The sequence below is a fragment of the Novosphingobium indicum genome (assembly GCF_014645195.1).
Lineage (GTDB): Bacteria > Pseudomonadota > Alphaproteobacteria > Sphingomonadales > Sphingomonadaceae > Novosphingobium > Novosphingobium indicum.
In genome coordinates this window covers 12816-33354 of the sequence record NZ_BMLK01000033.1, presented here as the reverse complement: position 1 = coordinate 33354, position 20539 = coordinate 12816, and the positions used below count along the sequence as shown (strand labels likewise).

At 62.9% G+C, this 20539-nt stretch carries 22 protein-coding genes; 15 read left to right on the top strand and 7 right to left on the bottom strand.

Annotated elements, in window-relative coordinates:
* Window positions 1-425: hypothetical protein (locus IEX64_RS24525; protein ID WP_229710636.1), on the top strand; the 425-nt coding region annotated here is incomplete at its 5' end.
* Between the two features lie 172 nt (window positions 426-597).
* On the opposite strand, the gene IEX64_RS21685 is transcribed toward IEX64_RS24525, so the two are convergent.
* The gene (locus IEX64_RS21685; RefSeq protein WP_188823214.1) at window positions 598-1338 is read right to left on the bottom strand and encodes an SDR family NAD(P)-dependent oxidoreductase; all 741 of its coding nucleotides are present in this window, start codon (window positions 1336-1338) and stop codon (window positions 598-600) included.
* Between the two features lie 11 nt (window positions 1339-1349).
* Window positions 1350-2864: a replicative DNA helicase gene (locus IEX64_RS21680; RefSeq protein ID WP_188823212.1), complete on the bottom strand. Its 1515-nt coding sequence runs from the start codon at window positions 2862-2864 to the stop codon at window positions 1350-1352.
* A 143-nt stretch (window positions 2865-3007) separates the two neighbouring features.
* On the opposite strand from IEX64_RS21680, the gene IEX64_RS21675 reads away from it, so the two are divergent.
* The 3 genes from IEX64_RS21675 to IEX64_RS21665 are packed head-to-tail and all read left to right on the top strand — an operon-like array spanning window position 3008 to window position 4654.
* A complete protein-coding gene (locus IEX64_RS21675) occupies window positions 3008-3490 on the top strand; it encodes a UPF0262 family protein (protein WP_188823220.1) in 483 nt (160 codons plus the stop codon).
* 49 nt (window positions 3491-3539) lie between these two features.
* Window positions 3540-4226 (top strand): glycoside hydrolase family 25 protein, encoded by a 687-nt coding sequence (locus IEX64_RS21670; protein ID WP_188823218.1) that lies wholly within the window; start codon window positions 3540-3542, stop codon window positions 4224-4226.
* Window positions 4223-4654 (top strand): cytidine deaminase, encoded by a 432-nt coding sequence (locus IEX64_RS21665; RefSeq protein ID WP_188823209.1) that lies wholly within the window; start codon window positions 4223-4225, stop codon window positions 4652-4654. Before IEX64_RS21670 ends, IEX64_RS21665 begins: the two co-directional genes overlap by 4 nt.
* 36 nt (window positions 4655-4690) lie before the next feature.
* Here the strand turns inward: IEX64_RS21665 and IEX64_RS21660 are convergent, their stop codons facing one another.
* From IEX64_RS21660 to IEX64_RS21650, 3 genes are all read right to left on the bottom strand, one after another.
* Entirely contained in the window at window positions 4691-5842 is a 1152-nt protein-coding gene (locus IEX64_RS21660) for a M14 family metallopeptidase (protein WP_188823207.1), read from the bottom strand.
* Window positions 5839-6462 (bottom strand): DUF4136 domain-containing protein, encoded by a 624-nt coding sequence (locus IEX64_RS21655; protein WP_188823205.1) that lies wholly within the window; start codon window positions 6460-6462, stop codon window positions 5839-5841. The genes IEX64_RS21660 and IEX64_RS21655 overlap by 4 nt, the downstream gene beginning before the upstream one ends.
* Before the next feature lie 78 nt (window positions 6463-6540).
* Complete coding sequence (locus IEX64_RS21650; protein WP_188823203.1) at window positions 6541-7254, bottom strand: DUF4136 domain-containing protein; 714 nt, start codon at window positions 7252-7254, stop codon at window positions 6541-6543.
* 195 nt (window positions 7255-7449) lie between these two features.
* Between IEX64_RS21650 and ykgO the strand changes: the two genes are divergently transcribed.
* The 8 genes from ykgO to IEX64_RS21610 all read left to right on the top strand — a co-directional run bounded on the left by ykgO (window position 7450) and on the right by IEX64_RS21610 (window position 15073).
* Entirely contained in the window at window positions 7450-7575 is a 126-nt protein-coding gene (gene ykgO / locus IEX64_RS21645) for a type B 50S ribosomal protein L36 (protein WP_004210176.1), read from the top strand.
* 96 nt (window positions 7576-7671) lie between these two features.
* Entirely contained in the window at window positions 7672-8283 is a 612-nt protein-coding gene (locus IEX64_RS21640) for an HAD family hydrolase (protein WP_188823200.1), read from the top strand.
* 152 nt (window positions 8284-8435) lie between these two features.
* Window positions 8436-9872 (top strand): circularly permuted type 2 ATP-grasp protein, encoded by a 1437-nt coding sequence (locus IEX64_RS21635; RefSeq protein WP_188823198.1) that lies wholly within the window; start codon window positions 8436-8438, stop codon window positions 9870-9872.
* The gene (locus tag IEX64_RS21630; RefSeq protein ID WP_188823196.1) at window positions 9872-10819 is read left to right on the top strand and encodes an alpha-E domain-containing protein; all 948 of its coding nucleotides are present in this window, start codon (window positions 9872-9874) and stop codon (window positions 10817-10819) included. Before IEX64_RS21635 ends, IEX64_RS21630 begins: the two co-directional genes overlap by 1 nt.
* A gap of 12 nt (window positions 10820-10831) precedes the next feature.
* Window positions 10832-11695 carry a transglutaminase family protein gene (locus IEX64_RS21625; RefSeq protein ID WP_188823195.1) on the top strand — a complete coding sequence of 288 codons (864 nt, stop codon included), beginning with the start codon at window positions 10832-10834 and terminating at the stop codon, window positions 11693-11695.
* Window positions 11696-11742: 47 nt separating this feature from the next.
* Complete coding sequence (locus IEX64_RS21620) at window positions 11743-12507, top strand: proteasome-type protease (protein WP_188823192.1); 765 nt, start codon at window positions 11743-11745, stop codon at window positions 12505-12507.
* A gap of 140 nt (window positions 12508-12647) precedes the next feature.
* Complete coding sequence (locus IEX64_RS21615) at window positions 12648-13868, top strand: cytochrome P450 (RefSeq protein ID WP_188823190.1); 1221 nt, start codon at window positions 12648-12650, stop codon at window positions 13866-13868.
* A 14-nt stretch (window positions 13869-13882) separates the two neighbouring features.
* Window positions 13883-15073: an acyl-CoA dehydrogenase family protein gene (locus IEX64_RS21610; protein WP_188823188.1), complete on the top strand. Its 1191-nt coding sequence runs from the start codon at window positions 13883-13885 to the stop codon at window positions 15071-15073.
* Between the two features lie 52 nt (window positions 15074-15125).
* On the opposite strand, the gene IEX64_RS21605 is transcribed toward IEX64_RS21610, so the two are convergent.
* Window positions 15126-16406, bottom strand: a complete 1281-nt coding sequence (locus IEX64_RS21605; protein ID WP_188823186.1) for a cytochrome P450 — start codon at window positions 16404-16406, stop codon at window positions 15126-15128.
* A 179-nt stretch (window positions 16407-16585) separates the two neighbouring features.
* Between IEX64_RS21605 and IEX64_RS21600 the strand changes: the two genes are divergently transcribed.
* Both IEX64_RS21600 and IEX64_RS21595 read left to right on the top strand, forming a co-directional pair.
* Window positions 16586-17854 (top strand): amidohydrolase family protein, encoded by a 1269-nt coding sequence (locus IEX64_RS21600; RefSeq protein ID WP_188823184.1) that lies wholly within the window; start codon window positions 16586-16588, stop codon window positions 17852-17854.
* Window positions 17855-18062: 208 nt separating this feature from the next.
* On the top strand, window positions 18063-18527 hold the full coding sequence (locus IEX64_RS21595; RefSeq protein WP_188823182.1) for a hypothetical protein: 465 nt from the start codon (window positions 18063-18065) through the stop codon (window positions 18525-18527).
* A 1-nt stretch (window position 18528) separates the two neighbouring features.
* Here the strand turns inward: IEX64_RS21595 and IEX64_RS21590 are convergent, their stop codons facing one another.
* Window positions 18529-19194 (bottom strand): extensin family protein, encoded by a 666-nt coding sequence (locus tag IEX64_RS21590; protein WP_188823180.1) that lies wholly within the window; start codon window positions 19192-19194, stop codon window positions 18529-18531.
* Window positions 19195-19401: 207 nt separating this feature from the next.
* On the opposite strand from IEX64_RS21590, the gene IEX64_RS21585 reads away from it, so the two are divergent.
* On the top strand, window positions 19402-20532 hold the full coding sequence (locus IEX64_RS21585) for a phosphoserine transaminase (protein ID WP_188823178.1): 1131 nt from the start codon (window positions 19402-19404) through the stop codon (window positions 20530-20532).
* The last annotated feature ends 7 nt before the right edge of the window (window positions 20533-20539 follow it).

Here is a 20539-nt window from a genome sequence, read left to right as displayed (position 1 = left end):
CGCCATCCTCAACCGCTTCACTGCGCTCGGAAGGCCCCAAACTCAGCGGGTCGCGTGATCAATGCCATCAAAGGCCAACTGCTACCCTGTGGTCGATTTGCGCAACAAAGCCCATGCGAGCCACTTCTATCTTCTTCAACAGATCATTCTGGCTGCTGGCCGATCAGGTGGGCATGCGATACGGGACAGGCGGCTTTTTGGATCGGCAAGTCGCCTCTGGAGCGACCGACAAGGGCGCAAAGTCGCGAATGGCGCGTGGAATGTTCAGAGATGTACCAGCACAATTTTCCTACTCGCCCGCAACCTGTCAGGCTGCCGTCCGGCCGCGCCATGTCCGCATGGGCGGGCAGTGCTCTTTGACACCGTCGATCCTCACCAACACATGCCGCGAATTTTTGCTGCGGTGTGAAGTTTCAACCCTTTGAAATCGCGAAAACTTCACCGGACTTGCGATGGCCGATGTGGCCAAACTTAGTGAAGTTTCCCCCTTCCATCGTCATTGCGAGGAGCGAAGCGACGCAGCAATCCAGAGCGTCGTGGGCCACCGCTCTGGATTGTTTCGCTACGCTCGCAATGAAGACGGAAGTGGAAGCGTACTCAGGCGTTCAGCCCGCCGTTCAAGCTGATGACCTGTCCGGTGATCTTGGCGGCGCCGTCGCTGCACAGGAACAGGGCGAGCGGGGCGATGTCGTCGGCGGCGGGAAGGCCGAGCCCGGCGCGGCGAGCGGCTTTGGCCATGCGTTCGGAGCCCATGCGCAGGGCGCTCTCGCTGCCCTCGACGAAGCTCGGCGAAATGACATGGGCGCGGATGCCGTCGCGCGCGGCTTCCACGGCGAAGTTGCGGATGAAGCCGATGGTGCCGGCGCGCGCGGCGCCGATCAGCGTCTGGCGCGGCGCCGCATAGATGCCGGCGTCTGAGACGAAGCCGATCAAGGTGCCGCCCTGCTGCGACAGGAAGTCGTAGGCGGCATGGGCCAGCCGCTCGATCCAGCCGACCGAGACATTGAGGAAGTCTCCGAAGACTTCCGGCGAAGTCTCTGGAAACAGGCCGGTAATGCCCATCGGGCCGGTCGCGGTGCAGTCTATCACGGCATCGATCCGGCCGTATTGCTCGGCCACTTCGGCCACCAGCGTTTCGGCTGCGTCTTCCTGCCAGATGTCGGCAAGGAAGCCGTCGATCGGGCCGAGATAGGAAAGCCCGGTCACCGCCGCATCGACCTTTTCCAGCCTGCGGCCGTGCAGCGCCACTTTCCAGCCCTGCGACAGCGCATGCCGCGCAATCGCACTGCCGATCGAGCCTGAACCGCCGGCAATCAGCAGAACCTTGTGGTCAGTCACGCGCGCCCACGTCAGTCATTGTCGAACGCGGCCCGCATGTCGTCGGGGGCAAGGTCGGAGAACTTGGTAATCCGCGCCTCGAACTTCAGGCGAACGCGGCCGGTAGAGCCGTGGCGCTGCTTGGCGACGATCAGTTCCGCAAGCCCGGTCACCTGTTCCATCTTCTGGCGCCAGGCTTCCCACTTCTCGACGACGTCCGGCGGATCGTTTTCGGCCGGGTACTTGGGTTCGGTCGCATTGACGTAGTAGTCCTCGCGATAGACGAACCAGACCATGTCGGCGTCCTGCTCGATCGAGCCGGATTCGCGAAGGTCGGAAAGCATCGGCTTCTTGTCTTCGCGCTGTTCCACCGCACGGGACAGCTGCGAGAGGGCGATAACCGGAACCTCAAGTTCCTTCGCCAGGGTCTTGAGGCCGCGGGAAATTTCCGAGATCTCGTTCACGCGGTTGTCCTGCGCACGGCCTGATCCGGACAGCAGCTGCAGGTAGTCGATCACGATCAGGCCGATGTTGTGGCGGCGCTTGAGACGGCGCGCGCGGGTGCGCAGCGCGGCGATCGAAAGGCCGGGCGTGTCGTCGATGAACAGCGGCAGTTCGGCCAGGCGCTGGCTGGCGAAGGACAGCTGCTGGAAGTCCTCGCGGCTGATCTTGCCCATGCGCAGCGCTTCGGAGCTGATGCCCGACTGTTCGGCCAGAATACGCGTCGCCAGCTGGTCGGCGCTCATTTCGAGGCTGAAGAAGGCGGTTGGCGCACCCACCGATTTGGCATGCTCGATGCCGTCGCGAACGGTGTCGTCGACATAGCGCTGGGCGGTGTTGAAGGCGATGTTGGTGACCAGCGAGGTCTTGCCCATGCCGGGGCGGCCGGCAAGGATGATGAGGTCGGAATCGTGCAGGCCGCCGATCTTCTCGTTCACCGAATTCAGGCCGGTGGTCTTGCCCGAGATGTGGCCGCCCGAATTGAACGCCTTTTCGATGTTGAAGATGGCCGTGCGCGTGGCGGCGCCGAAGCTCTTGGCCTCGTTCGCGGAGGCCGCGCCTTCCGCCACCTTGTAGAGCGCGGCTTCGGCCCGCTCGACCTGCTCCATCGGCTCGACCGATTCGGAGGTGTCCATGGCCCCCTCGACCAGGCCGCGCCCGACCGAGATCAGCTCGCGCAGGAGCGCCAGGTCGTAGATCTGGTCGGCCAGTTCGCGCGGGGCCAGCAGGCCTTGTCCATCGGCCGTGAGGCGGGCGAGGTAGGATACGCCGCCCAGCGCCTTGAGCGATTCGTCCGCCTCGAAATAGGGGCGCAGCGTGACCGGCGTGACCACCGCCTTGCGGTCCAGAAGATTGAGAATGCGCTCGTAGATGCGCGCATGAACGGGTTCGAAGAAGTGCTGGGGCCCGAGCTGGGTCTGCAGTTCCTCGATTACGCGGTTGTCGATCAGCACCGCGCCCAGAAAAGCGGCTTCCGCCTCGACGTTGGAGGGCAGCGCACGCGCTTCGCTGGCGGCACTTTTGATGAGAAGATCTTCCTGAGCCATAAGCGGCGTACAATGGTCTCGCCGGGGAGCCCCCGCAAGCGCGACTTGCGCCGATTTTATTCCACAGCTTGTGGATGGTAGCGCCGGGACTGACAGTCGGGCTTGCCCGGCCCGGCAACGAACGCGTAAAGGCGGTGCGTATCATGCCGGACCCGCGCATCACACATATAGAACTCGACGACGCGACCATCCTCTGGCGCAACGCGGATATCGAGCAGGAACGGCGGATCGCCATCTTCGACCTGATCGAGGATAACGTGTTCAAGCCGGTGCGGACTTTCGCGGCGGGGCACGAAGGGCCCTATCGCCTGCGGCTTTCCGTGCGCGACGGGCGGCTTTCCATGGAGATCTCCAGCGAAGCGGGCGAGCCGCTGGAAACGCTGGTGCTGGGCCTTGCGCGGTTCCGCCGGCCCATCCGCGAATATTTCGCGATCTGCGAGAGCTATTATCAGGCGATTCGCAAGTCGACGCCGCAGGAGATCGAAACCATCGACATGGCCCGGCGCGGGGTACACAACGAGGCGGCCGAACTGCTGGTGGAACGGCTGGAGGGCAAGGTCGAAACCGACTTCCCCACTGCGCGGCGGCTGTTCACGCTGATCTGCGTCCTGCATATCCGAGGCTGAGGAGAGAGAATTGGCTCGGGGAGCGAACAGGGGCCGCAAGGCAGCGAAGATGCGCGGCGCCACCAAACTGCGGATACTGGCGCTCCTGCTGCTGATTGCCCTCGTGCTGGGGGCATGGGGCTGGTGGCAGTGGCATCACTGGCTGCCGGACCGGGCGACGTTCCCGGTGCAGGGGGTGGAAGTCGGCGCAGACGACGGGCCGATCAGCTGGAACTCGATGAAAGCGATCGGCGCGGATTTCGCCTATATCGATGCCAGCGCAAGCGCCTTTGCGCGCGATCCCCGCTTCGTCGAGAATTTCGATGCGGCCCGTGCGGTTGGCATGCAGGTCGGCGCGGTCCATCGCTACGATCCCTGTCAGCCCGCCGAAAAGCAGGCTGCCAACTTCGTGACCACCGTTCCGCGTGACCCGACCCTGCTGCCGCCTGTCGTCGAACTGGACATGCTGGCCGACAATTGTCCGGTCCGGGTGGGCGACGCGAAGGTGGAAAGCGAGCTGATGACGTTCCTCAATCAGGTCGAGACGCACGCAGGCAAGCCGGTCATCCTGAAGATCATGCCCCGGTTCGAGGATCGCTACGCGATTGCTCACAAGCTCGACCGTAACCTGTGGCTCGTCCGCAACCGCTTCATGCCGGACTATGCGGGGCGACCGTGGACCTTGTGGACCGCCAACACGAGCCTCGCCAACGAGATTGCGCAGGACGGCCTGCGCTGGGTAGTGGTGCAGCCATGACAGAGAGCAAGCGAGACGCCCTGATCGCCGCCGCGCGCGAGGCCGCTGCGGGCGCCTACGCGCCCTATTCGAACTTCCACGTGGGTGCGGCCTTGCTCATGGCCGATGGCTCGGTGGTTACCGGGGCCAATGTCGAGAACGCCAGCTACGGCCTCGCGCTTTGCGCCGAGACGGTTGCGGTCGCGAAGATCCTCTCGACAGTGGAGCAGGGCACGCTGGAAGCCGTGGCCGTGACGGGCGGGGCTCCCGGCGCTCCGGGCAAAGGGCCGACGGTCACGCCGTGTGGGCGCTGCCGGCAGATCCTCAACGAAGTTGCCCAGCTTGGCCGAACCGATCCCGTCATCTGGTGCGACGGACAGGACGGCGTGCTGGAAATGCGCCTTTCCGAACTACTCCCCTACGCCTTCGGGCCGGCCAACCTCGACTGAGGCACGCCGGCCGCGAAAGCGGTCATTGTCGGATCATCACGTCTTTGCGCCGTTCTCGCGTTCGATGAGCCATTCCAGCAGCGCGCCCATGCAGTCGCGGCCGAGCTGTTTCGAGCGTTCCGGGCTCCAGGCCTGTCGGCGGTCCGCCGCCGGGTTGTGGTCCTTGAACGGCATTTCCAGCGTCATCGACACGCAGCCGAAGCGCTCGGCAAGCTGATTGGTCGACATGGCCAGATTGCCCGTGCCGGCGCGCGCGACGGGATAGCCGAGCCTGGTCTGGAAATCGGGCGTGCGGCGTTCGAGCAGGTGGGCATAGCGGTTGTAGCCCGCGAGTTGTTCGTCCTTGAGTGAGGGGATGCCCTCGAACCCGGCAAGAAACACCGCCGGAATGGCTTCGTCACCGTGGACGTCCATGGCGAAGTCGACGCCGCTGGTATCCATGGCATTGCGGATGGCCAGGACCTCGGGGGACTTTTCCGGGGTGGGCGTGTCCCATTCACGGTTGAGGTTGGTGCCGGCGGCATTGGTGCGCAAGTGGCCGCGCTTCGATCCGTCGGGGTTGGCGTTGGGGACGACATGCAGGCGGCAGCGGCGGCGCAGTTCGCGGCCGACCGAACTGGCGGGATCGGCAAGCAGCTCCAAGGCGCCTTCCATCCACCACTCGGCCATCGATTCGCCGGGATGTTGGCGCGCATAGAGCCAGACCTGCGTCTGCCCGGCGCCCATATCGAGGCAGTCGATCGACTGGCCGTCGAGCGTGGTGCCCAGAGAGCGGTACTCCACGCTGCCGGCGCCGGCTATGCGCGCGACGAGGTCGTGGTGGCGCTCAATCGAATAGGGCGCGAAATAGGCGAACCAGGCAAGATTGCCCGCAGGCTTGTAGCGGATCGTCAGCGAACCGCCTTCACGGCTTTCGTCCCACTGGCTTTCGGCGCGGCCCCAGAACTGGCGGTCTTCCGAGACGCAGGCGTTGTAACCGGACCAGCCCATCGGATAGGCGGAGCCGTTAAGACCGGTGATCACCAGCGTGAGTTCACGCCCCTTCGCGCCGCTGACGCGGAAATGGAACCACTGGAAGAAATCGGAATTGCGGTCGCGCCGGATGGCAAGGCGGGCGGTGGCGCCGTCGATGGAGAGGACTTCGATGTTGCCGGAATCGAATGCTGCGTTGATCTGGATGTCGTTCATTTCACCTGGATAGTTTCGCCGGACTTGCCCGGAAACCCCTTGAACAGGGCTTCGGCCATTTTCGCTGCTCCCAGCGGCGTCTGGGCGAGCGGAGAATCGGCGCGGACGACAAAGCTCGCACGGCCTTCCCAAAGGTGCTTGCCGCTGGCGCGTTCAAGGATGGTGACGGCCAGCCTGGTTTCCACTTGCTCCGGCGGCGGGCCGGACAGGTCGATGCCAACCCCCACGCCAAGGCCGGAGCCGTAGCTGCCGGTGCTGCCGCCCACACCTACGGAAACCGGGCTGCCATCCCGCCGGGGCACGTAGCGTTGACGTTCGACGCTGAGGACCGCGACCTGGTTGCCCGCGGCTTCACCCGGCATCGGTTCGCTGTACCCCACCCTTGTCAATTCGCGCATGACGGCATTCGCGTAAGTCCGGAATTCCATGTCGTCCTGCTGGTAGGTCGCCGGTTCGACGTGGATGGGGCCGTATGTGCGTGCCGCGATCTCTGGCGCGTGAAAGCGTGTGACTTCGACCGGCCCCACAGGGGCAACGCAGCCGGGCAGGGCCATCATGGCGGCCAGAGCCAGCGTGCCGGCAGCCTTGCCGGAAATACGGGCGAACAGGCGGTTGGTCATCGCATCCTCTCCAATGCCGGCGCGAAGCCAGCCTTCGTTGCCGGTTTGGCCGTTGCACCGGACGGATGCAAGCACGGGTCAGCCCTGCGGCGCGTCTGCAGGGATTACGTTTTCTGCTTCGGGGAAATTGTCGAACAGCGCTTCGGCCAGTTTCCCGGCGATCCGGCTGTCGGTCCAGCCGTCATCGCCTTCGCGCGTGGCGATGGTCGCGTAGCCTTCCCAGAGCACCTTGCCGTTTTCCTTGTCGAGAATACGGGCATCGAGCCGCGTGGAGAGGAGGGCAGGGCGGGGCTTGGTCAGGTCGACATTGACCGCGAGGCCATAGGCGGACCCATAGGTGCCGACAGACATGGCCGCGCTGCCGCTGACCGGGTTGCGCTTCTCTTCTGCCGGGGCGAGGACGCGGCGGCTGATCTTCAGGCGCACGACTTGCGCATTCTCATCGCTGGTATGGCGCGTCTCGTACCCGGCGCCGATCAGGCTATCGATGATGGCGGCTTCGTAGGCAGCCCGCTGCGTTTCCCCGATCCACGGACCATCGCCCGATTCCGATTCCACCGAGACCGGGCCGTGGCCGAGATCGGCACCGGCGACCACGAAGCGGTTTACGTCGACCCGGCCTTCACGTGCGTCCCGATGGCGTCTGTCCGACACGGGCGCGCGCGCCGGGCTGTTCCATCCTGGAGATCGCCAGTCCGGCCCCCAGGGGCGCACTTGCGCATCGGCTTGGGGAGAGGCGGTCAGTATGGCTGCCATGCCGGCGGTAAAGGTCGCGCCCTTGAGCAAGTTCATAGGATTGTGTTCTGTCCGATTATCGTGGTGTCGCGCCCTGGCGTCGGTTATGGGGAAGTCCGATTGCCCGCAGATGAATGGAGCGCCGAACGCGGTTTTCCGCCTTCTCGCGCTTGACTCGGCGGGGCTCTCCGACTAACGGCCCCACTTCAAATTTCCGGCGGTCGGTAACCGCCCAGACAGACGAGACATACGATGAAGATTCGCAACAGCCTCAAGTCGCTCAAGGGTCGTCACCGCGATAATCGCGTGATCCGCCGTCGCGGCCGCACTTACGTCATCAACAAGACCAATCGCCGCTTCAAGGCTCGCCAGGGCTGATTCGGTTCGCCCATCCCCGTCTGTTTGGACGGGGACTTTAGGCGGACGGGCTATTGCGATGACATTGCTGCCCCCGCCATTCGCGGGGGTTTTGTCATGTCCGCCATAGATGCTGTCGTCTTCGACGTGGGCCGGGTGCTCGTCCAGTGGGACATGCGCCAGCTGTTTGCGAAACTGATCGGCGATCCCGAGCGGCTCGACTGGTTCTGCAGCACCGTCGTCACCGAGGAATGGCACTTCCAGCATGACGCGGGCCGCGATCTCGATGAGATGGTCGCCGAGCGCAAAGCGGAGTTCCCCGGATACGACGACCTGATTGACGCCTACGCCACGCGCTTTCTCGAGACGATACCGGGCAACGTTCCCGGCAGCCATGAAATCGTGCGCGAACTGGCGGCCCGGCAGGTCCCGCTCTTTGCCATCACCAACTTCGCCAGCCCGTTCTGGCGCGAGTTTCGTGCGACGGAGCCGCTGTTCGACCTGTTTGGCGACATCGTGGTTTCCGGCGACGAGAAGCTGGCTAAGCCCGATGCGCGGATTTTCGATCTCGCCGCGCGCCGCTTCGGCCTTGAGCCCGGCGCCATGCTGTTCATCGACGACAATCCCGCCAATATCGCCGCCGCGCGTGAGCTTGGCTGGAACGTGCATCACTTCTCTGACGCGCAGGCGCTTCGGGCCGATCTGACGCACCGCGGCCTGCTCGGTTAGCCAGAAGGTAAACCGCATCTCCTGTCGGAATGCAGACCGGAACGATCCGGTTTTGCAGCGTTTGTGCGCCTGAATTTTTCTTTCGCAAGTGCAGCGTAAGTGCTTGGCAAGTCCCTTTTCATGTTGCATCACATGGACAAACGGGAGTCACGATGACGGCCACGAGCGCGAATAATTTCGACGAGATGCTCAACGAGGACGGATCAATTCGTCCTGCCTATGCCGATTTCTGTAACTGGTACGATGGTCAGGACAAGACCTGGCTGAAACGTCAGGACGCAGAAGCCGAACGTTTCTTTCGCCGCATCGGAATTACTTTCAATGTCTATGGAGACGATGCTGCCGAAGAGCGGCTGATTCCGTTCGACATGATCCCGCGCATCATTACTGCGCGCGAATGGCGTAAGCTGACGCGCGGTATCGAGCAGCGGGTGAGGGCGCTCAATGCCTTCCTGCAGGATCTCTATCATCGTCAGGAGATCATTCGCTCCGGCCGTCTGCCGGTTGAGGCGCTGCGCAACAACGACGCCTTTCTCACGCAAATGACCGGCTTCACGCCGCCTGGCGGGGTCTATACCCATATCGTCGGGATCGATCTGGTCCGCACCGGCCCTGAAGAATTCATGGTGCTGGAAGACAACGCCCGCACCCCGTCGGGCGTCTCGTACATGCTCGAGAACCGCGAGACGATGATGGCGATGTTCCCGGAGCTCTTTACCAAGGTTCCGGTGCGCCCTGTCTCCGACTATCCGCGCCGTCTGGCCCGTTCGCTGCGGGCGTGCGCCCCGCCGGCCTACAAAGGCGGCAAGCAGCCCGTCGTTGCCGTGCTAACACCGGGTATCTTCAATTCGGCCTACTTCGAACATGCCTTCCTGGCCGACCAGATGGGTGCCGAACTCGTAGAGGGTAAGGACCTGCGCGTGGTCGATGGCCGCGTGGCGATGCGCACGACCACCGGGTACAAGGCGATCGACGTGGTCTATCGCCGCGTCGACGACGAGTACCTCGATCCGCTCACGTTCAATCCGAATTCGATACTCGGCGTTGCCGGCATCATGGACGTATACCGCGCGGGTGGCATCACCATTGCCAATGCGCCCGGCACCGGCATTGCCGACGACAAGGCGATCTACAGCTACATGCCCGAGATCGTCGAGTTCTACACCGGTGAAAAGCCGATCCTGAACAACGTTCCGACTTATCGCTGCTCCGAGCCGGATGCCTTGGCCTACGTGCTCGACAATTTGAGCGATCTCGTTGTCAAGGAAGTTCACGGTTCGGGCGGCTACGGCATGCTGATCGGCCCGACCTCGTCCAAGAAGGAACTGGCCGCGTTTGAAGCCAAGCTGCGCGCCAAGCCGGACAACTACATTGCCCAGCCCACGCTGTCGCTGTCGACAGTGCCGATCTTCAAGAATGCCGGACTGGCACCGCGCCATGTCGACTTGCGGCCGTTCGTTCTGGTCTCGCCCGACGGCATCGACATCACGCCAGGCGGGCTGACCCGCGTGGCGCTCAAGAAGGGATCGCTCGTGGTCAATTCGTCGCAGGGCGGCGGCACCAAGGATACCTGGGTACTGGACGAGTAATGCTGGGAAGAGCTGCCAACGGCGTCTACTGGATGAACCGCTACCTCGAACGGGCGGAGAACACGGCGCGCCTGATCGACGTAGGGTTCCATCTCGCACTCACCCGCAGCGGGGAGCTGTCTGCGGAAGAGGAATGGAAATCCGTCCTTACCACCACGGGGCAGGTAGAGGCCTACAGCGAGCTTTACTCGGACTTTTCCGGCCCGCAGGTGTTCAATTATCTGCTGCGCGACAAGGAAAACCCGGGGTCCGTGCTGCAGATGATCGATCTCGCCCGCACCAATGCCCGCGTCGTGCGTACCAGCATCACCAATTCGGTGTGGGAAGCGACCAACGAAGGCTGGATGACGCTGCACGATCTACTCTCCCGCCCGGTGCGGGAGAGTAATCTGGGTGAAGTGCTTTCGACCATCCGCCGGCAGGCCATGCTGGTGCGCGGGGCGATGGAAAGCACCATGCTGCGCAACGAGGTGTTCAACTTCGCGCGCATCGGTACGTTCATCGAGCGCGCCGACAACACCGCGCGCATTCTGGACGTGAAGTACTACGTGCTGCTGCCTTCGGTTGCCTGGGTCGGCTCCAGCCTCGACAACGTGCAGTGGGACACGCTGCTGCGCTCGGTCGCGGGCAACCGGGCTTATACCTGGCTGAATCCCGGCTCGATGGATCCCAAGGAGATCGCACGGTTCCTGATCCTCGATGGTCAGTTTCCGCGCAGCCTGGTTTTCTGCTATGAAAAGATCCGCAGCAACATGGCTGGCCTCGCCATGGAATACGGGCACGAGGTTTCCGCGCATGAACTGTTGCGCGATGCCGGCGCCAAGCTGCACCAGATAACCATCGACGATATCTTCGAAGGCGGACTGCACGAATTCCTGCAGGGCGTCATCGCCAAGACCATCGAGATCGGCAGTGCGATTGCCGCCGATTACCGCTTCATCGAATAGGACGGGCCCCCTGTGCTTTTGACCGTCACTCACACCACCCGCTACACTTTTGCGGAGAGCGTCTATCACGGCCTGCAGCGCCTGCGCCTCAAGCCCAAGTCCACCCATGGGCAGGAAGTGCTGGACTGGAGCATGGACCTGACTGGCGCCAAGCCAGAGGCGCATTACGACGACCAGCACTTCAATCACACCGATCTCGTGTCGATAGAGCCCGGGGCGCCCGAAGTGGTGGTTACGTGCCAAGGTACTGTGCGCACGATCGACAACAACGGGATCACCGGAATGCACAGTGGTCACATGCCGCTCTGGTGCTTCCTGCGCCCGACTCCGCTCACGCGAGCCGGCAACCGCGTGCGCCAGCTTGTCGCTTCGGTCGATGCCGATCGCGAGAACACGCTTGCTTTCCTCCATGCGCTTTCCAAGGCCATCGGTGAGCAGATCGAGTACGTTCCGGGCACGACAGACTCAACGACGACGGCGGAACAGGCTCTTACCGCCGGCCAGGGTGTTTGCCAGGATCACGCCCATGTATTCCTCAGTGCGGGCCGCTTGCTCGACATTCCGATGCGCTATGTCGGCGGCTATCTGAAGATGGACGGGCAGATCGATCAGGAGGCTGGTCACGGCTGGGCGGAAGCCCACGTGCCTGGCCTCGGATGGATCGGATTCGACATTTCCAACGCGATCTGTCCCGACGAACGGTATATTCGCGTAGCCACGGGTTGTGACTATAGCGAGGCCGCCCCTGTTACAGGTATTGCGATGGGAGCTGGGGAAACCCGCCTCGATGTTCACTTGTCGGTCGACGAGAAGCTGGTAGGGACGCAGCAGCAGTCCTCCGGCAGCGGCGGACAACAACAGGCACAGGGCGGCTAAGGGCCGCTCCAACGCCGTATAACGGGTTTGCAGGGGCTAGGTTTGGAATGACCTATTGTGTTGGCATGATGCTGGACCGCGGTCTCGTTCTGATGAGCGACACGCGCACCAATTCCGGCGTCGACAACATTTCAACCTTCCGCAAGATGTACCACTGGGAGATTCCCGGCGAGCGCATCATTGCGGTGATGACCGCAGGCAACCTCGCCACGACGCAGGCGGTGATCAGCCAGCTGGAAGAGCGCAACAAGGCCCCGTCGGAGCGCAACAATTCGCTGCTCGAGGCGGAGACCATGTTCCAGGTTGCCACCATTGTCGGCAATCTGCTGCAGGACACCATCGCTTCGCGCGCCGCAGACACGGGACAGAGCGCGGCGGCAGGTACGTTCAACGCCACGATGATCGTTGCTGGCCAGATTGCCGGAATGGAGCCGCGGCTGTTCCTGATCTACCCTGAAGGCAATTTTATCGAGGCGAGCTTCGATACGCCTTTCTTCCAGATCGGCGAAACCAAGTACGGCCGTCCGATCCTGATCCGCGGCTACGATCGCGAGATGTCCTTCGAGGCGGCGGTCAAGCTGATGACGGTCTCCTTCGATTCCACGCTCAAGGCCAATCTTTCGGTCGGTCTGCCGCTGGACCTGCTGGTGATCGAGCGCGACAGTTTCACACCTTTCCACGAACGGCGGATCGACGGAACCGATCCTTATTTTCAGGCCGTTTCCACCGGGTGGGGCGAAGCGCTCAAGCAGGCGCTGGACGCTTTGCCCGACTACCAGATGGAATCGGATCTGCGGCACGCTGCCGAATAGGCGGCCATCTCCATGCCGCACGCAACGGGGCGGCACAGTGTTCCAGTCCTGCCTCTTTGCCTAACTTTCTTCTATGATACACTGCGGCTCGTTTCGTGGATGTCGGCAAGCGGCACCGCGTTGGGAGAGGGGCTGCGCAGATGCAGGACATTACCGAACTCGATCTACATTACCTCGACTGGAACGCGCCGGGGTTTGCCGCCAATCCCTGGCCTGAATTCGAGAAGGCGCGGGAACGGCATCCCTGGCTGGCGCGCACCGATCAGGGCTATGCCGTGTTCGACCTCAAGGCGATCCGTGATCTCATGGTACAGGACGACGCCTTGCGGCCTTCGTTCGACGGCATTGTCGACATTATGGAATGCCGCGGATCGCCTTGGGGGCGCTTCGCCGAGGAACAGATGATCGCGCTGCCCGATGCCGAGCACCGCTTCCTGCGCAATGCTTTCGCTCGCAAGTTTACGCCCCGCTATGCCAATCAGCTGCGCCCGATCATGCGCGAGACGATGGAGCGCCTGCTGGCCGAATGGACCCCGCGAGAAAAGATCGATTTCGAGGAGTTCGCCTCATACTATCCCATCGCGGTGACCGCGCAGATGGTGGGAGCGCCCCTCTCGGTAATTCCGGGTCTGCGCAAGTCGATGGAAACGATGGGCCTCGCCTTTTCCATGGACAAGACCCGCGTGCCGGACCTCGATGCCGCTTTCGAGCATCTGGATGCCTTCGCGCACGACCTGCTCGCCAGGCGCCGTGCCGAACCGCGTGAGGGAGAAGACGCGGACCTACTCGACATGCTGATCGAAGCAGGTGCGGAAGGGAATGTCGGTGACCGGCAACTGGCCGATCTCATCATCTTCCTGTTCGTGGCAGGGTACGACACCTCGAAGAACGTCCTGACCTATATGATGCACCTGATGATCGATAACCCTTCGATCTATAAGCGGTGCGCCGATGACCTCGAATATTGCCGCCGCGTCGTCGAAGAGACGCTGCGCGTATTCAATCCCAGTTCCGCCTTCCGGGCAGCCACAAGCGACATCGAATATTGCGACGTGCGCATTCCCGCCGGCACCATGCTGTTCTTCAATCTCAATGTCGCGGGCCACGACGCGAAACTCTTCGCCGATCCCGACCGCTTCGATCCCGATCGCCCGATCGTCGCCGAGAACCGGCACGTGGCGTTCGGAATGGGCAAGCACATGTGTCTGGGGCAGTACATTGCCCGTGCCCAGCTGCAGGAAGGCATCCATCTGGTTGCCCGGCACATGCACGCGCCGCATGCTGACGGTGAGCCGGGCTGGCGGCCGTTCCCCGGAGTGTGGGGGATCAAGGGCTTGCCGATCGAATTTACACCGGCCTGAAGAGAGGAATCGAAATGGCAACCGTAATGGCGGAACCGGTGGAATCGCGCCCGGTCGGGACGTGGCTTGAACGCGTTCGCGCGATGGGGGCGGAGATCGACGCGGCGGCGTCGGCGCACGAGACCGACAACGAACTCGATCCGCAAGTCGTGCGCATGATGGATGAGGCGGGCGTCTTCTCGATGATGGCGCCGCGCGAAGTCGGTGGCGCCGAAGCGCACCCTTCCAACCTGATAGATGTGATCGCGGAACTCTCCTACTGGGATGGGTCTGCAGGCTGGTATGCCCATGCGGTGATGACTGGCGGCGCGGTGGCCGGTGCCTACCTCGGCGAAGGCGCGATGGCTGCGATCTTCCCCGACGGGCGCTATGCCCATGTAGCCGGGCAGGCCGCCCCGACCGGCAAGGCGGTGCGCGAAGGCGATTCCTACCGAATTTCGGGCCGCTATTCGTTTGGATCAGGCAGTCCGCACGCGCAGTTCCTCGTTGGCGGTTATCTTCTTCAGGAGGGCGGCAAGCCGGTCCTGAACGGGGCAGGGCAGCCGGTCATGCTCATCGGCATTGCCCCGCGCGAAACGGTCACCTTCATGGGCAACTGGGACGTGATGGGCCTGCGTGGCACCGGGTCCTACGACTACGTCGTAAACGAGCAGGTGCTGCACGAGGACTTCGTCCACAACACCAGCTCTCCGGTGCAGCGGCGCGGCGGCACGCTCTACCAGATGGGTTTCATGGCCCTGCCGTGTATATCCCACGGCGCTTTCGCCGTCGGCGCGACGCGCCGTGTGCTGGACGAATGGAAGGCCTTCGCCGCCAACCGCCGCCGCCCCGACGGCTCTACCATGAGCGATACCGCCACCTACCACCGAGACATCGCCATGGCCCAAGCCGACGCCCGCGCGGCCGAGGCCTACCTGCGCTCCACCTTCGACAAGATCTACGATGCTGCCGGGACAGGAAGCGTGCCGGGAAACCTGCGGCTCGACGGGCGCCTGGCGACCAGCCACGCCTTCATCGTCGCCATGCGTTTAGCCCAGACCGCTTACGCCGCCTGCACGACCACGGTGCTGCGCAACGGCCATCCCCTCCAGCGCGCTTTCCGCGACATCTGCGCGGGCAATGCGCATTTCCTGACGGCAGAGCAGTCGCTGATCGACGCCGGCGCCGTCATCGCCGAAGTGGACGGTGCCGCGCTGGTGTTCTGAGAAGCCGCCGAGTGAGCCGCATCTGGCTCGCTCGGCAATCTCGCTTCGATACTTACTTAACGTCCCACACGATCGGCAGGTTGCGGATCGAGAGAAGGCCCGGGAACACGCTGGTATCCGCGCCCGGCTTTACCCGGAACTCGCCCGGGATCTTCTCGAACCACTTTTCCAGCAGGATGCGCAGTTCGCGCCGGGCGAGGTGGCCGCCCAGGCACGAGTGGACGCCGCCGACGAGAGTGAAGTGCCGGTTGCCCTTGCGGGTCGGGTCGAACTCGCGCGGATTTTCGAAGCGGGCCGGATCAAAGTTGCCGGCAGGGTTGAGGCAGGAAAAGCTGTCGCCCTTCTTCACCTGAATGCCGTGCCATTCGAAATCCTTGGTCGCGGTGCGTGCCGACGAGAGGATCGGCTGGGTGCGCAGGAATTCCTCGACTGCACCGTTGATCAGTTCCGGGTTCTCTCGCAGCTGCTTTTGCAGTTCGGGCTGCAGCGCCATGCGGCGGTACATCTGCGCGATTGTAGCCGCGACAGTGTCGAGACCGCCCAGCCAAAGAAACCAGACCATGCCGATCTTCTCGTCCTCGGTGAAGCGGCGGCCCTGGATCTTGCCGTGAACGATCGAACTGGTCAGGAACTCGTCGGGGTTCTCTTCCTTCTCGGCGATGAAGCCGCGCAGGAATTTCAGCACGCTCGAGAGCGCCCATTGCATTTTTTCCAGTTCGCCCGAGTGCAGGATGTTCCATTCCCATTCGAGGAAATCGTCGAACATCTCCTTGGGAAAGCCCATCATGCCCATGAAGATTCGCACCGGGAATACGCGGGCGAAGTCCCAGGCCATGTCCACTTCGCCCTTTTCGGCGATCTCGTCGATCATCTCGTCGAGCACCGCGCGGATCGTCGGTTCCATGACCCGCGTGATCGTGGCAGGGCCGAGAAACTGGGTGAGGAACAGGCGGTACTTCGAGTGTTCGGGTGGATCGATCGCCAGGGGGATCGAAGGGAAGGTCTCGCCGATGAGGCGCTGGAATTCGGCCGTGCCCTTGTTCGAGAAATGCTCGTTGTCGGTATAGACGCGGTTGATGTCTTCGTAGTGGGTAACGACCCAGTTTCCGCGCTGGCCGCCGCTGATCGCGCCAAGGCCCTGACGGCTCGGCGGATTGAACAGCAGGCGGGGAATTTCCGGCCCTGCCAGCCAGCCGCAGGGTTCGTAAGGGTCGACCAGATCATTGGGGATGGACCCCATGGCGAACGTCAGATCGACGATGCGATCCTTCGGCACATTGTCCGGAGCATCGAAATCGACACGAATATCGTCAAGCGTTTGCGTTTGTGGCATCATCTTCTCCCACGACGGTTCATGCCGAAGGCACGGCGGCCAAGCAAGAAATGCAGCCGTGCAGCCGGATGATCGCGTGTCGAAGGGGCGATTCATCGTGCCCGCGTTGGCCAATGCAATTGAATTCAGCCAGCCCGGTTGCGAAATGAGATCCATTAATTTTTCGGGAGAATCAGAAAATGGCCGATGCAGAATCCAAGGAGATGCAGGAGTCGGCACGGAAGTACTGGTCCGCAGAGGGTTACCTGCCCGGCGGCGTCATCCGTGAAGTCGACTACTCCACCCAGTCCGGTGGTCTCGATCCCTCGCTGAAGGGCATCAAGATCGTCGACACCGACACGCACATCGTCGAGCCGCCGACGCTCTTCACCGACCGCGCGCCGGCCGGCATGAAGGACAAGATGCCGTACGTGAAGCGCGACGCCGATGGCGTCGACCGCTGGTACATCGGCGACCGCAACTGCGGCACGCTGGGCGGCAACGTCATCCGCAAGGACAACCACAAGCTGCTCGGGCGTCTCGCGTTCCCCACCCTCGAGGAATCGCACGCCGGTGGTCACGAGATCGCACCGCGTCTGGCGGCGATGGACGACATGGGCGTTCACGCGCAAATCTGCTTTCAGAACTCGGGCATTACCCAGGCGGGTATGCTGATGACGCTGGGCGACAACGACCTCGCCCTGCAGATCATGAAGACCTACAACGACTTCAATGCCGACTGGCAGAAGGAGTCGGGTGAGCGTCTGTTTCCGATGGCGCACCTGCCGCTGTGGGACAAGGCCGAACTCGAGAAGGAAGCACGCCGCTGCATCGACATGGGTCTGCGCGGCTTCGTGCTGCCCGACACGCCCGAGCGCGTCGGCGTGCCCAGCTTCAACCACGACTACTGGACGCCGTTCCTCGAGATGTGCGACGCCGAAGGCATCCCGCTCAACTTCCACCTCAACGCCGCGATCGATCCGAACACGCTGACCTGGGAAGGTTTCCAGTTCGAGCAAATCCTCTCGGTCGTCGCGACGATGTTCTCGATCGGCAATGCCGCCACGCTCGGTAACTGGATGGTCTCGGGCCGTCTCGATCAGCACCCGAATCTCAAGATCGGCCTGATCGAGAGCGGCATGGGCTGGGTGCCTTTCGCCGTCGAGGCGCTGGAGCATCAGTTCCAGGAAATGCTCCCGGGCAAGCGCGACGTGCTGAAGAAGCAGCCGTGGGATTACTTCCGCGATCACTTCATGTGCACCTTCTGGTTCGAGAAGGTCGCGCCGAAGCTGCTGCTGGAAACCATCGGTGTCGACAATGTGATGTTCGAAACCGACTTCCCGCACCCGACTTCGCTCTATCCGGGCGTGCAGGATCACATCAAGAATGTGCTCGGCGGCTACGATTACGAAGTGAAGAAGAAGGTCCTTCAGGACAACGCGGCGCGTTTCTACAAGCTGCCGTTCTGATAGCGGCCGGCCCCGTTCAGGGGCACGGACAGACGATGACCCGGGAGGCCTCGCGGCTTTCCGGGGCTTTCGATTCCGGCTGCCGCGCAGGATCGATCCGCAGGCGGACCGAAAAGATGTGCACAGTTCAGGAAGTTATCTAATCCTGCTGATGCGAACTGTTAAAAAGGGCCCGTACCGCAGGGATATAGCGGGGGGCGCTTTGAGCATGTTGGAAGGCTTTTTCAAAGGTTTGCACCGAATCGGCACCCGGCCGGTTGCGGATGAATCCCTCGCGGAAGGCCTCATGGTCCTGTTGCAAGGGCAGCAGAATTTTCCCCTGGAACTGGTTGGAACGGGGCGTCGACAGTCGGAAATTGCCCTTATCGCGAACCGGGAAGGGGCCTGCACGCAGCGGCATCACTGTCTGGCGGTGCTGTCGATCGATCCGGCAATACCTGCCAACCGACCGAATGTGGCCGCTTACATCGAAGGCGTGCATGTGGGCTATCTGCCCAGTTATCTATCGACGCGGTATCGCGAATGGCTCAAATCATGGAGCCTGTGCCGCGCAAGCGTGCATTGCCGGGCAATGCTTCATGCCGAGCGCACCGTGATCGGCGGCGGCCTGGGTGAGTATCGGGTGAAGCTGGATGTCGAGGTCCCCTTCCGGATGACGACGATCCAGGCGTGAATCAACGGCAGTAGCTGCCGCCGTCGTCTTCCAGATGAAAATGGTTGGTGTGGGCCGCGTTGTAGTCCGGCCCCAGCGTTGTGCCGAAGCGCTTGCAGGCGCTGGCATGGACGATGCGCAGGAACTGGCGTTCGGCGCGGGTGCCATGGTCCCAGCCATCCAGCACCGAGATCCTGCGGCCATCGGCGAGTACGAAAGCCGACACGTCGATGGCATTGGCCGTGGCATGGCCCGAGCGGCGGCTGGTGCCGGCCACGTTGCGGCAGTTGTAGCTGCCGAACGTTTCGATACGGACCAGTCTGCTACCCAGAATCTGTTCGGCAGCCCGGTCCACGCCGTAGCGCGCCCAGGCGGCAAACGTGCTTGCCATGTCGCAAGTGACGGGGCCGAGATTGGTCAGGCTGAGCGAGGCGCTGTCGCCGTGGAGGCTGGACAGGCGCACCGCGTTCACGGTCGAGCAGCCTGCGCCGAAATATTGGTCGGGCAGCGGTGTGAAGGTGGCTTGCTGGGCGCCAAGTTCCGACAGACACTGGCGAAATTCCGGGCGTGGGCTGAACGCCGTGGTGGATTGGCGCACGGTCTGGCGGTGCGGAGCCTGCGCTTGCGGAATGTCAATGCAAGCGCTGAGCATGGCGACCAGAGGCAGGATGAGCAGGTGTCTGCGCATGCCTGCAGAAATACCGAACAAATGGTTAATGGAGTCTGGCTGGTATTGATTAATCAAATCCTAATCGGATCGAACCGCCGTGCGCCTCGCGGCGTTCACCTTACCGGATGCGGCGGCGTGCATTGACAAAACTCCCCACGTCTCTAGATGCGGCTCCGGGCCACGCGGTCCCAACGCCGCGCGAGCTCTCTGCAAGGAGAGTCTTAAATGACTGACATTACGGTACCGGCGCGCAAGCCTGCGCGTCCGCATTTCTCTTCCGGTCCCTGCGCCAAGCCGCCGGGCTATTCCCCTGAAAAACTCGCCACCGATTCGCTTGGCCGTTCGCACCGCGCCAAGATCGGAAAGTCGCGCCTTGCGTACTGCATCGACCTGATGCGCGAAGTGCTGCAGCTGCCCGACACGCACCGCATCGGCATCGTGCCCGGTTCGGATACCGGCGCATTCGAGATGGCCATGTGGACCATGCTCGGGGCCCGTCCGGTGACGACGCTGGCCTGGGAAAGCTTCGGCGAAGGCTGGGTCACCGATGCCGTAAAACAGCTCAAGCTCGATCCGACGGTTCTGCGCGCCGACTATGGCCAGCTTCCGGATCTCGGCCAGGTCGACTGGTCGAACGACGTTCTCTTTACCTGGAACGGCACCACCTCGGGCGTGCGCGTTCCCAATGGCGACTGGATTGCCGACGACCGCGAAGGGCTGTCCTTCGCCGACTCCACCAGCGCCGTGTTCGCCTATGACATTCCGTGGGACAAGATCGATGTCGCCACCTTCTCGTGGCAGAAGGTGCTGGGCGGCGAGGGCGGCCATGGTGTGCTGATCCTCGGCCCTCGCGCTGTGGAGCGCCTTGAAAGCTACACCCCGTCCTGGCCGCTGCCGAAGGTCTTCCGCCTCACCAAGGGCGGCAAGCTCAGCGAAGGCGTGTTCAAGGGTGAGACGATCAACACCCCCTCGATGCTTGCCGTCGAGGATGCGATCTTCGCGCTCGAATGGGCGAAGTCGCTGGGCGGCCTTGAAGGTCTCAAGGCGCGTTCCGACGCCAATTCCGCGGCTCTCGACAAGATCGTGAGCGAGCGTGACTGGCTCGGCCATCTGGCTGCCGATCCGGCCAGCCGTTCGAAGACGTCTGTTTGCCTCACCGTCGAAGGCGCGGATACCGACTTCATCAAGAAGTTCGCTGCCGTTCTCGACAAGGAAGGTGCGGCCTACGACATCGCCGGTTACCGCGATGCGCCGGCAGGCCTGCGCATCTGGTGCGGTGCCACGGTCGATGCAGCCGATATCGAAGCGCTCGGCCCCTGGCTCGACTACGCCTACGCCACCGTCAAGGCGGGCTGACCTTTTA